We start from the raw sequence: 12,069 nt of genomic DNA on the forward strand, positions 1-12,069 counted from the left end.
GCTCCCTCAGTGATGTCAGCTTATGCAGACGTTCTGGAGCGGTAAAGACAAATAAGTCTTCCTGCCTAAATGTTCGTGAAGATTCGTTTTGGCGGTTCTTGCACTCGTCTCAGGCCGCATTCTTGCGACGTGCTTCCCGTTCTTTTTGCTTTTCGCGCTTGGCCTTGCGCTTAGCCTCTTGTTCAACCGCGAGTCGTACTTCTTCTGCAGCGGCGCGCTCTTCGGCTTTTTTTTCGAGGTAGTAGGCGTAATCACCCCTGTACAGCACCAGTTCCCCGTCTCGCAACTCGACAATGCGATTGGCGACCCGTGAGATGAAGTAGCGGTCATGGGACACCAGAAGAGCCGCTCCCTCGTAGGAGCAAAGGGCATCCTCCAGCATTTGCTTGGCCGGAATGTCGAGGTGGTTGGTGGGCTCATCCAGCACGAGGAGATTGCAGGGACTGAGCAGCATCAGTGCCAGAGCAAGACGAGCTTTTTCCCCTCCACTGAGCTTGCCGACCTCTTTGAAGACCGTGTCATTGCTGAAGCAGAAACTTCCCAGCAGTGAGCGCACCTGGGTTTGCGTCCAGTCCGGGACGGCCTCAAACATGGTGTCGATCACGGTTTTGCTCAGATCCAGGGCTTCGGCCTGGTTCTGTTCGAAATAACGCGCGATGACGTTGTGCTCGCCGAGGCGTGCTGAGCCTTCGTCGGCAGTCTCGCTGCCCATCACCAGTCGCAGCAAAGTGGACTTGCCAGCGCCATTGGGGCCAACAAAGGCAATCCGATCGCCCCGCTCCACCTCCAGTTCAGCACCGAGAAAGAGGATCTTGTCTCCGTAGCTGTGGGTCAAGTTTTCGATCACAGCCACCTGTGCCCCGGAACGAGGCGCAGGTGGGAAGCGAAAGCTCGGACCGCCAACGCTTTCAATCGGCGCGTCGACCAGCTCCACTTTTTCCAACTGTTTCTCCCGACTTTTGGCCTGGGTGCTGCGAGTGGCGCTGGCACGGAAACGATCGATGTAAGCCTGCTGTGTGGCGATCTCCTTCTGCTGTCGTTCATAGGCCGCCTGTGTCGCTTCCTGTTCCTGTTGTTTCTGCTCCAGATGAGCCGTGTAATTGCCGAGATAACTCCGGGAGATCCCGCGCTCGGTCGACACGATCTGGTTGCAGACGCGGTCCAAGAAGGTGCGGTCATGGCTAATCACGACCAGGGCAGCGGTTTGCTCCTGTAGGTAGTTTTCCAGCCACTGGATGGTTTCCACATCGAGGTGGTTGGTGGGTTCGTCGAGCAGCAGGAGATCCGGATCTTGGAGCAGGATCTTGCCAAGCGCGATGCGCATCTGCCAGCCACCTGAGTAGTCCCTCACCTGCAGTTCAGCGCCTTCGGGAGTGAAGCCGATGGTGGGCAGAAGCTTGTCGATCCGGGCATCCAGTTCATAGCCATGCAACCCCTCAAAGCGGGTCTGCAGGCGTCCCAGCTCGTGAATTAGCTCATCGAGATGATCCGGGTCCTCCGCTGCTTTCTCTGAGGCCATCGCATCTTCCACCTCGCGCTGACGATTGAGCACCGTCGCGGCTTCGCCGAAGGCCTGGAAGAGTTCTTCGCGCACTGTGCGGTCAGGATCCACGTCGAACTCCTGCTGCAAGAAGGCGATCCTTGGCTCACCCTGGCGAACCACCTTGCCGCTGGTGGGTTCCTCATGGCCTGCAATGAGACGCAGTTGCGTGGATTTGCCGGCACCGTTGACACCGACCAGGCCGATGCGATCTCCAGGTTTGATCTCCCAGGTGACATCCCGTAGCACTTCGCCGGTGGGATAGATCTTGCTGACGTTCTCGAGTCGCAGCACCGAAGAGGACGCGGACGACCTCCATCATCTCGTGCGGGGGTAAGGGCAGACTGGTGGAACTCAGGGATGCAGGGCTGATGCGAAGGCTGGAGCAGGTCGCTGCGCTGGTGGTGGCTGCGGGGCTGGCCCTGGTCAGTTACTGGCTTTTCTTCAGCTGGGCGGATGGGGGCGGCAGTCGCGAGAGACAGCGTGGGCCTGAGCCAGCTCCTCAGTCGTACGCGCTTCCGTTGAAGCCTCTGCTCACAAACCGCCCCGAGCTTTGATCAGCCACTGCTTGCTGAGGTCGTCATCCAGGCTGCTGATGAAGGCCTTGACGTCATCGGTGCTGACGGGAAGCTCAAGCTCATCGCCAACTTGGCAAATTGTTTCGATGGCGCCAGATGGGTTCTGCAGGGCCTGTCGGAACAAGGCGCGGGTTAGGTCTCGGTCTTGTTCGATTCTTTCGTAAAGCGCAGCTGCGTTGCTCATGGCGCCGAACCAACTCACTGAAATTTGTTCATCTCAAACCTATCCATGCCCTTTGGAGCTGCCTACTCACCGCACCATGAATTGATCGAGACCGCTTGGATGAGGGCGCCTCGACTTCAGGCGGCTTGATCAAGGTCGGATTCCTTCAGACCGCAGGCGGAGGCATCTTCCATGCTCCGGGCGTCCATGCAGAGCACCTTGCGCAATTGGGCGTAGTTAGCGGCCTGGGAGGTGCGCCCTTCCTGCACTGCGCCGTACTCAGCGCGTTGGAGCACATGGTGCAGGTGCGTGAGCAGATAGGAGCTGATCACCGCTGACACCAGCACGTCACTCGTCTCGGCGGCCCGGCGGCTGCGTCGTGAACCGGAGGATCGACGGGCGCGAGGAGCAGGCTTGCGGGTCGTGGTGGCCTGGCTGGTTGTACGGGGCATGGCAGTCCTGGCGGTGGGTTGAGGCAGAGGTCCTTGGAGCGGAAAGCCGGGCGTCAGGGGTCCGATCAGTGCCAGCATCATAGTGCTGGATACTATCCTTGCGCATCTCTGTACACTTTCAAGTATCTCTGCCTCACCGTTCGTGGCCACCCGCCAAACGTCATCCAGCGGGAAGCCGAAGTCGCCACGGATTCAGGTGGTGCTTCCTGAAGATCTCTGCACCCGATTGACGGCGCTTGCCGAGCAGGAATCACGCACTGTCAGCAACATGGCCAAAGTGCTGATCCAGCAGGGTGTGCAACGTCTTGAACAGGGGGTTGTCTCTGCGGCACCGACGCCGCCTCCCTCGTCGACCGAACGGCTTCGCTCTGCTTTGGAGGCTCAGCAGCCCCGGCGTCTGCGCGGTGCGCCTCGGCGTTTGAGGCTGCACCGTCCAACCTGACTTTCAACGTTCACACCCTGACCCAGGATTTTCAGTTCGCTCTTGGGTTAGGCGATTGGTGCAGGTGGTTGGTTCAGGGAGGATCAGCGCGTAAACCCAATACACAGGTGCGCTCTGCGCCTGTCACCGCCGGGGCGTTGCCTGGATGACGGCATGCGTGCCACCAGGCGAGCAATGCAAACACCAATGCTTCTCTGGATTGACTTGGGAGGTTGAGGTCGTCGCTGAGGCGCACCCTGAGGCCGCGGCAGCGCGTGTTCAGCTGGCGCATCAACGTGGGGTTTCGGCTGCCGCCCCCGGCTACCACCATCTCCACAGGCAGCGATCGCCCACGTGTTCTGAGGTGAAGAAGATCCTGCGCGACAACTGCTGCCGTGAAGCTGGTGAGGGTGGCGATTTGGTCTTCTGCCGAGCAGTGGCTGAGGTCATGCAGCCGCCGGGTCAAATCGTCCTGACCGAACAGTTCTCTCCCAGTGGATTTGGGTGGGGACAGTTGGAAATACGCTTCTTGGAGCCAGCGCTCGATCACCCCTTCTTCGGCGTGTCCCTGAGCGGCCATGGCTCCCTCGCGATCGAATTGATCCCGCCCGTCACTGAACCAGCTCATGGCCAGATCAATGAGGCTGTTGGCAGGGCCGCAGTCCCATCCAAGAACGGGCTGCCGTCGTTCAGGTCCCCGACGGGGTGGGATCAGGGTGAGATTGGCAATCCCTCCCAGATTCAGCAGAGCTCTCCATCCATCGATTCGGCCCATCAACGCCGCATCGGCCATCGGAACCAGCGGTGCACCTTGGCCTCCAAGCGCTAGGTCTGCCGCCCTGAAGTCATGAACCACGGGGCGGTGGAGCATGGCCGCCAGGAGAGGCCCCTGCAGCATTTGCCAGCTGCTTCCGCGGCGCGGAACGCCCCCAGCACCTTTGCCGGGAGGGCGATGCCAGATTGTCTGGCCATGGCAGCCCACGAGCTCAGCGGACTGCTCGGGATCACAGGCTTTAGCGGTCTGCGCTTGCAGCTCCGTAATCGCTTCGGAGAGTTCCAGCAGAACTCCAGCCTGGGTGGGCTCCCCCTGGGCCACGGCCAGCAGCCGTGCGCGCAGCTCGCGCGGGTAAGCGCAGGATGCTTCGCTGACCAGTCGCCAACGCGGTGCCTCCGGCCGACCCTGGAAATCGGCGAGAACAGCATCGACACCATCAGCACTGGTGCCGCTCATCAGCCCGAGCACGCGCATCGATTGGCTCAGATTTTTGGCAGGTTCTGGAGGTCTTCCGTGAGCCCCATCACCACCAGCACATGCCCTTCCATGAGCACATAGGAAGCCGGGGGGTTGACCATCAGTTCTCCGGCGGGCCCAGCGGCCAGCACATTCACTCGATAGTTCTTGCGCAGGTTCAGATCGCGCAGTGACTGGCCCCTGAAGCGTTCTGGCACCTTGATCTCCTCGATGGAGTTGTGGTCATCCAGTTCGAGCCGCTCGATCAAGTTGGGGCGAACAAGTTCCAGTCCTAGGCGCTCTCCCTGCATGCGGGAAGGAAACACCACGCGGTCGGCACCGACACGCTTCAGCATCTTTTCGTGCAGATCGCTCGTCGCCCTGGCAATCACCCGTCGCACCCGCGTGCCTGCACTGTCCTTGGCGATCAGTGTGGCTGTGATGCTGGCTTCGATCGGTTCACTGATCGCGACTACCACCGTATCCATGTCGAGGATTCCAGCCTCCCGCAAGGACTCCTCCTCTGTGCAGTCCAGCACTCTGGCCTCAATGGATGGCTCCAGCTGCCGCAGCTCCTCGATCGCCTTCGATGAACGGTCCACAGCCAGGACGTCGGCACCGTTCTGCATCAGCTGACGGCAGACCGCACTGCCAAAGCGTCCAACGCCGACGACGCCAAAGCTGCGGACATCGTCGTCACTTGGCGGCGACCAGTTCCACCACTCCCTCATCGGTTCAGTCGCAATGGAGCGTGGTTAAACATAGAGATCCTCTCGTGGATAACCGATTCGATTCTGGCGTTGCAGTTGATTGCGATCGAAGCTCTCCCAGATGGCACTCAACAGCAGCAGGATTCCAAGTCGACCCACGAACATGCCCACCACCAGGATCAGCTGGCCGAAGCGCCCCAGCTGTTCGGTGACCCCCAAGTCAAGTCCAACAGTCGCGAAGGCAGAGATGCAGGTGAATAGCAGCTCCAGGAAGGTCAGAGGTTCTTCAACGTTCTGATTGGTGCTCAGGGCGAGAAGCATCGCCATCACCAGCACAAACATCAGCGACGCCATGGTGATGCTCACGGCCCGCAGCACCACTTTGTCGGAGATCTGGCGATGACGAATGACCACGTCGTCCTGACCGCGCAGGGTGGAGCGGGTGGCGGCCATCAGTGCTGCCACCGTGGTGGTCTTGATGCCACCGCCGGTGCCTCCAGGGCTGGCACCGATGAACATCAGCGTCATCAGCAGAAGCAGGCCTGAATCCGAGACGCTCTGGACCGACAGAGGCAGGGTGGTGAACCCCGCCGTGCGTGCACTCACCGACGCGAACAGGGCGCTCATCATCCGTTCACCCCAGCCCATCGTCGTCATCACGTGCCCCTTGGACAGAGATTCGGTCAGCAACAGGCCGAGGGTGCCTACCAGAACCAGCAGGATTGAGGTTCGCAGCACCAATCGGGTGTGCAAGCTGAGGTTTTTGCGCTTCAGGCGTTGACGGTTGCTCCACAAATCGCTGGTCACTCGCCAGCCCAGGCCTCCCAGCACAATCAGAACCACGATCACGCCGTTGACCACCCGGTTGGTCCGGTAGGACACGAGGCTGTCGCTCCAAAGTCCGAACCCTGCGTTGTTGTAAGCCGAGATGCTGTGAAAAATGGATGCCCACAGCCGCTCTCCGCCGGCGGGAATGTCTGAGAAGCCGAAGTTGTAGAGGAGCGCAGCTCCGATGATGATCAGCACCGCTGCTGTGAGTGCAATGCTCCGGAAGGTGCCGCCCACGCCGCCCACACCGAATTCGTCAAGGGTCTGACCGCGGTCAAGACGTCGGCGGAGCGAGGCACCGCGCACCACGAAGCCTTGAAGGAAGGTCGTGATGGCCATCAGGCCGAGCCCTCCGACCAGGATCATCAGCGCCAGAACGGCCTGTCCGAAGGTGGTCAGATCTTTGCCGACATCGATCACGGTCAGACCGGTCACCGTGACGGCCGACGTGGCGGTGAACAGTGCTTCCCATAAGCCCACGCTCTGGCTGGAACAGAGGGGACTGGCCAGCAGCAAGGTGCCGAGGCTGATCACGAGCAGACCCGTCACTACCGTGAACTGAGGCACTGTCAGCCGTCGATACCATGCCTGTGTGCGATGAATGGCCTTTGGAAGAGGCATGGGCGTCAGAGGCCTCCTGCCTGGGCAAGGATCAGCCCCGGGACAAGCAGGGTCATCAACACGGTGAGTCCAGCCCCATAGCGCGCCACATCGAAGAAGCGATACCTTCCTGGACCGAACACCATCAGGTTGGTTTGGTAGCCCATTGGGGTGAGGAAGGATTGGCTGGCCCCGAAGAGAACCGTGAGCAGTAGGGCCTGGGGAGGCAGGTTCAAGGAGGGAGCGAGTTGCGTGGCCACAGGCACCAGCAGCGCTACCGAGGCCGCATTGCTCATCACGCTGGTGACCAGGTTGGTGGCCAGGAAGATCACCAGCAAGGCCCAGTAAGCCGGCCAGTTCAGCACCAAACGCTCCATGTCGGTCGCCAGAGCATTGGCCAAACCGCTGGACTGCAGCGCCACGCTGAAGCTGGACAGGGAACCCAGCAGCAGGATCACATCGAGACGGATCGATCGTTGGACTTCTCCGGTGCGCAAACAGCCCACCAGCACCAGCAGCACCACAGACAACAGCACCGAGGCCACCAGGGGGATGTTGGTGACTGTGGGAACCAGCAGCATCAGCGCCGTGATGGTGATCGCTTGAGGTTTGCGCCGGATCGTTGGCAAGTCGTTCTCAAGCTGATCGAGAACGAGCAGGTCGTTGCTGGCCTGAAGCCCGCGGATGGCATCTTGCGGAGCCTGCAAGAGCAAGACGTCGCCTTCGCGCAAGATTGCTTGACCGAGGCGCTCTTGAACCGTTTGCTGGCCGCGGCGCAGGGCCAAGACCGTGGCATTGTGCCGTTGACGGAACCGCAATTCGCGCAAACTTGCTCCGGCCAGCGTTGATCCTGCAGGAAGCAGCACCTCCACTGTCTTCTGCCCCTCCTCTTCTTCACCGAAAAATGACGACTCCGCGCCGCCCATGGACGGTTCTGACGCCGGAGGACGGTTGGTGGAGGCGAGTTGAACGGTGTGCTCGTGCTGCAGTCTCAGCAGATCTGCACGGGTGACCCGCAGCAGCAGGCGATCTCCTGCCTCAATGCCGCGATCAGCAAGAGGAGGAAGGATGCGTTCTCCTCCCCGCTGCAGTTCCAGCACATCAACATCAAATCGACGCTGCAGGCGGCTGTGCCTGAGGGTCTGACCCACCAGGCTTGATGTCGACGGAATCGTGACTTCCGTGAAATATCCAGTGAGTGCCTGGCTGGTGTTCAGTTGATCCTCAGGGCCTCGGCGATCGGGCAGCAGCGCTCGGGGCGCCAGCAGCATGTAGGTGGCGCCGGCCAGCCACACCGGGATGCCGATGGAGGTGAAGCTGAACAGATCCAGCGCTCCGTAGCCCAGCTGCTGGCTGACATCACTGGCCAGCAAATTCACGGAACTGCCCAGGAGTGTGAGAGTTCCTCCCAACAATGTGGCGAAGGAGAGGGGGAGCAAAACCCGTGATGGGGCGATCCCTCGCTTTTGACACCAGGTCTCCAGCACCGGCAACAGGCTGGCCACGATGGGCGTGTTCGGTACCACACCGGAGATCGGTGCCACCACAAGCGTGAGCAGACCGACCATCCTGCGGGAGCTGCGGATCCGCTCCGATGCGATCAGTTCCCGCAAACGATCCAGTGCGCCGCTGCGAAACAGAGCCGCTGAAACGGCAAACAGACCCATCAGCGTGATCAGAGCTGGACTTCCGAAGCCGCTCAGAGCTTGCAGGGGGGTCAGCACACCTCCGATCATCAGCAGCGAGACGCTCAGAAGCCCAACCAGTTCGGGTGCGATCGCACCGCTGATGAACAGCACCACCGCCAAGAGCAGCACCCCTAGGGTGATCAGGGCATCTCCGTTCTGCAGAGCAGCACTGAGCTCAACCATGGGGTGGCGTGCCTGCCGGCTCCCAGAACGTCTGTTCGAGCCATGTTCGCAGACCCTTCAAGCCTGTTCCTTGTGTGGCGGAGAGATAGAGCGTCTCTGGCTCCAGTGCATGGATCTGCTCGAGCGCACCTGCATCGCAGCGGTCGATCTGATTGGCCAGGACTTGTCGCGGTTGTGAGCAACCCAGGTCATCCAGAATTGTATGCACGGCCTGCAGCTGCCCTTGCCAATCAGGATCTCCCAGGTCAACCACCAGCAGAAGCTGGTCGGCATCACGTGTTTCCTCCAGGGTGGCCATAAAGGCCTGGGTGAGGGGGGCAGGCAGTTCCCGAATGAAGCCGACGGTGTCGGTAATCAGCACTTCTCTGGGCGCGGCGCCAACCCTTGGAAGACAAAGTCGACGCGTGGTGGGATCAAGGGTCGCGAACAGAATGTTTTCAGCCTGCACAGCTCCGCCCTGGCCTCGGTCACAGAGCGCGTTGAGTAAGGATGATTTCCCCGCATTCGTGTAACCCACCAGCGCAACGCGTGGCAGTTCGCGGCGTCGCTCCCGCAGCCGGGCGCGATGGGCTCCGAGTTGGCGAAGTTCGCGTCCCAGGTGCTCAATTCGGCGGCTGATCGCTCGACGGTCTTTTTCGAGCTGCGTCTCGCCCGGTCCGCGGGTGCCGATGCCTCCGCCCTGGCGGGAGAGGCTCAGTCCACGCCCTGTCAGCCGAGGCAGTCGATAGCGCAGCTGGGCCAGCTCCACCTGAAGCCGGCCCGCAGCGCTCGAAGCCCGTTGGGCAAAGATGTCGAGAATCAACTCACTCCGATCGGTGACCGGGCTGTCCAGCAGCCGTTCCAGATTGCGGGCCTGAACGGGCGTGAGCTCCCTGTCGGTGATCACCAGCGTGGCGCCTTGCTTGCGGATCTCCAGCGCTGCTTCTTGCAGTTTTCCGCGTCCCCAGAGCGTCTGTGGATTGATCTGTCCTTCACGCTGGCGACACACGGCCACGGTGCGTGCACCAGCACTGCGAGTGAGACCTTCAAGTTCCGCCAGCTCGCGCTCGTTGCAAGCGGGGTCCGTTCCTGTGAGGGTCAGCAGCAGCACCCGCTCGGGCTCCACCATGGAGGCATTGGTCATTGCCTCGTGGTCTGGCGCGACAGGTGGGAGCTCAGGAGCGTCCTGGCAGAGGGTCGATAGATCGCCTCGATCGCAGCATTGCCATCCTCCAGAGGTGGCTGGATCAGGCCGCCATCGCGCACCAAGACGGGTGCCGGCCGGCGAGAGCAAGGCCTGATAACGCAACCAGTCAACCGGCTCCACATCCAGGGCAATCACGGCGTCTCGGCCTTCGGGGTTGAGATCTGGGGATCGCCGGCCCAGCATCACGCTGATCAGTCTCCAGCGTGTGGATCGCCGCCTGCCCCCACTGGGGAGATGGTGTTCCAGTCGATCCGACTCGCCCAGTGGGCCTATCCACAGCAGACGGCAGACCCCCCGGTCGTCCAGAAGCAGGTGCAGTGGTGTCTCCAGCTCAAGCGCGAGTTCGGCGAGCCGCTCCAGGGCCAGCAGATCCGCACCGCTGATGTTGGGATGACGGCGGTGACTGAGGCGCTCCAGTTGTTTGAGTTGTGACGGACGCAAACCTCGCGTGCGTCCGGCCAGGTGGGTCTGCTTCAAGGGCTAACGAGCCAGGCGCCTGCGGATTTGAGCCCAAGCGACAACCCAGGCAGACGCGTGAGATAGGTGAGCCTGCGCAATTTGAAGGCGAGAGGTCCTGCAAGGGTGATGCCAAGACCGGTGAGTGAGGCGTCGCCGATGCCCAGACTCAGCATTTCCCCCAGATCCCGAAAGATAAACGGACCTGGATCACTTCCCTTCAGATGAGATTGCAGGCACTTGGCGGCAAATTGCCCCTGCTGGATGGCGGCCTGCGCTGAGAGAGGCCAGTTGGATGCCTCGTCATCTGAGCTGTGCGTGACGATGTCGCCCAGGGCCATCACCTCACTGTGGCCCTCGAGACGCAATGCCGACGTGACGGGTAAGCGACCGCCCTGCAGCGTCACGGCAGGGGTGAGATCCGGAATCTTGGGGCGACTGCCGGCGGTCCAGATCAAGCCGTCATGGGCCAGCGTGAGAGCCCCCTCCGCCCCGTTCAGATTCACAGAGGTTGGAGTGACGGCGTCAACGCGTGTGTTTAAGCGGACCGTGATGCCTCTTTTCTGCAGGGCTTGCTGCGCCTGCTCTCGGTTGAAGGCTCGCGACCTGGAAAGGATCCGTTCACCCAGTTCCACCAGCTGAATCGCTGCGGCACCATCGAGCATGTCGAACAACTTGCAGGCCAGTTCAACGCCAGTGGCACCGGCCCCTGCGATCACCAAGGTGCTGCTGCCAGAAGGCCGCCGCCGCACCTGCTGCAGGCACTGTTGCAGGGGAGCGAGATCCGACAGGGTGTGAAAGCGCAGCGCGTGGTCGCGCACGCCTGGGATGCCGAAATCCGTCGGTTGTGCGCCGGTAGCGATCACCAGCTGGCTGTAGGTCATGGTCTGCGCTGAAGCTGTTTTCAGCGTTCGCGCCTTCAGATCGACGGATTGAACGTGATCCTGCACATGACTGATGCCACGACCTTGCAGCAAGGATGCGTAGGTGGGCGCCACCTCCCACCCCTTCAGTTCACCACTCAGCAGCTCATACAGAAGGGGAACAAAAACGAAACGCTCCCTCGGTTCGATTAAGACAATCGGTGGCCGGGGATGCACATGACGGAAGGCCAGTGCCGTGGTCAATCCGGCGAAGCCACCACCGATCACCACTATCGGCGCAAGTTGATCGCTGGCAGCGGTTGACAAGACAGTCCTGGAACCCTTTTGTGAACCATAGGCAGTGCGGTGGTCCCCCCGGCATTGGAGGATGGGGGAATGAGGCAAGGCATCAGCAACATGATCAGCACCGCTGGCGGTGTCGACTCAGGCGCGGCAGATGCCGACCTCAGCGCGTTGCGCGCGCAGCTGGAGCCTCTTGAGCCGCAGCAATGTCTGCAGTGGGCGCTGGATCGCTACGGCGCCGGGTTCGCAATGACCACAAGCTTTGGGATCCAGTCCTCTGTGCTGCTGCACATGCTGAGCCGATTGCCTGGCGGAGAGGCAGTTCCTGTGATTTGGGTGGATACCGGTTATCTCCCACCTGAGACCTATCGCTACTCCGAGACCCTGTGCAAACGCCTGGGGTCGCACCTCGTTGTGGCGCAGTCGAGCGTGTCACCGGCCCGTATGGAGGCGCTGCATGGTCGCCTCTGGGAAACAGGTCGGGAGGAGGACATGGACTTTTACTTACGACTGCGCAAGGTGGAACCTCTCGAGGAAGCTTTGGATCAAGCCAAGGTGCGCTGCTGGGCTAGTGGTGTCCGTCGCGGGCAAACCGACCTACGCAACACAATGACCGTGTTGGATCCCATCCGAGATCGGCTGTCGTTGCGTCCCCTGTTGGGTTGGACCAATCGGGATGTCTTTTATTACATGCAAAAGCACGAGCTTCCGCAGCATCCTCTGTTTGATCAGGGATATTCCACTGTTGGCGATTGGCATTCCAGTGCCCCCGATGGCCTCGAAGGAGAGGGGCGTAGCACCCGTTTCGGCGGACAAAGGCAGGAGTGCGGCATCCATGTGCCCGGAGTAATGGGCGATGGCATCTGA

Annotated in this window: 12 protein-coding genes; 3 read left to right on the top strand and 9 right to left on the bottom strand. The window is 61.2% G+C overall.

Features of this window, described 5'->3' with window-relative positions; translation table 11 throughout:
• Positions 1–109 precede the first annotated feature (109 nt).
• A complete protein-coding gene (locus tag SynA1825c_RS02750; protein WP_186470176.1) occupies positions 110–1,834 on the bottom strand; it encodes an ABC-F family ATP-binding cassette domain-containing protein in 1,725 nt (574 codons plus the stop codon).
• Between the two features lie 53 nt (positions 1,835–1,887).
• Between SynA1825c_RS02750 and SynA1825c_RS02755 the strand changes: the two genes are divergently transcribed.
• Entirely contained in the window at positions 1,888–2,097 is a 210-nt protein-coding gene (locus SynA1825c_RS02755) for a hypothetical protein (RefSeq protein ID WP_370593769.1), read from the top strand.
• Here the strand turns inward: SynA1825c_RS02755 and SynA1825c_RS02760 are convergent.
• Together SynA1825c_RS02760 and SynA1825c_RS02765 are read right to left on the bottom strand one after the other, a co-directional pair.
• A complete protein-coding gene (locus tag SynA1825c_RS02760) occupies positions 2,075–2,302 on the bottom strand; it encodes a hypothetical protein (RefSeq protein WP_186470177.1) in 228 nt (75 codons plus the stop codon). The two genes, SynA1825c_RS02755 and SynA1825c_RS02760, sit on opposite strands and share 23 nt — an antisense overlap.
• 116 nt (positions 2,303–2,418) lie before the next feature.
• Positions 2,419–2,733, bottom strand: coding sequence for a hypothetical protein (locus SynA1825c_RS02765; RefSeq protein ID WP_186470178.1), 315 nt, complete (start codon positions 2,731–2,733; stop codon positions 2,419–2,421).
• 142 nt (positions 2,734–2,875) lie between these two features.
• On the opposite strand from SynA1825c_RS02765, the gene SynA1825c_RS02770 reads away from it, so the two are divergent.
• Positions 2,876–3,175, top strand: coding sequence for a hypothetical protein (locus SynA1825c_RS02770; protein WP_186470179.1), 300 nt, complete (start codon positions 2,876–2,878; stop codon positions 3,173–3,175).
• 73 nt (positions 3,176–3,248) lie between these two features.
• Here SynA1825c_RS02770 and SynA1825c_RS02775 read toward each other — a convergent pair whose 3' ends face one another.
• The 6 genes from SynA1825c_RS02775 to SynA1825c_RS02800 are packed head-to-tail and all read right to left on the bottom strand — an operon-like array spanning position 3,249 to position 11,226.
• Entirely contained in the window at positions 3,249–4,403 is a 1,155-nt protein-coding gene (locus SynA1825c_RS02775) for an anhydro-N-acetylmuramic acid kinase (RefSeq protein ID WP_186470180.1), read from the bottom strand.
• Between the two features lie 8 nt (positions 4,404–4,411).
• Positions 4,412–5,116, bottom strand: coding sequence for a TrkA family potassium uptake protein (locus tag SynA1825c_RS02780; RefSeq protein ID WP_186470181.1), 705 nt, complete (start codon positions 5,114–5,116; stop codon positions 4,412–4,414).
• 24 nt (positions 5,117–5,140) lie between these two features.
• Complete coding sequence (locus SynA1825c_RS02785; protein ID WP_186470182.1) at positions 5,141–6,544, bottom strand: TrkH family potassium uptake protein; 1,404 nt, start codon at positions 6,542–6,544, stop codon at positions 5,141–5,143.
• Between the two features lie 5 nt (positions 6,545–6,549).
• On the bottom strand, positions 6,550–8,394 hold the full coding sequence (locus SynA1825c_RS02790; protein WP_186470183.1) for an SLC13 family permease: 1,845 nt from the start codon (positions 8,392–8,394) through the stop codon (positions 6,550–6,552).
• Entirely contained in the window at positions 8,387–10,057 is a 1,671-nt protein-coding gene (gene hflX / locus SynA1825c_RS02795) for a GTPase HflX (protein WP_186470184.1), read from the bottom strand. Before hflX ends, SynA1825c_RS02790 begins: the two co-directional genes overlap by 8 nt.
• Positions 10,054–11,226 (bottom strand): NAD(P)/FAD-dependent oxidoreductase, encoded by a 1,173-nt coding sequence (locus SynA1825c_RS02800; RefSeq protein WP_186470185.1) that lies wholly within the window; start codon positions 11,224–11,226, stop codon positions 10,054–10,056. The genes hflX and SynA1825c_RS02800 overlap by 4 nt, the downstream gene beginning before the upstream one ends.
• Positions 11,227–11,316: 90 nt before the next feature.
• Here SynA1825c_RS02800 and SynA1825c_RS02805 point away from each other — a divergent pair, with 90 nt between their 5' ends.
• Complete coding sequence (locus SynA1825c_RS02805) at positions 11,317–12,069, top strand: phosphoadenylyl-sulfate reductase (protein ID WP_255478435.1); 753 nt, start codon at positions 11,317–11,319, stop codon at positions 12,067–12,069.

Source organism: Synechococcus sp. A18-25c, from assembly GCF_014280035.1.
Taxonomy (GTDB): domain Bacteria; phylum Cyanobacteriota; class Cyanobacteriia; order PCC-6307; family Cyanobiaceae; genus Synechococcus_C.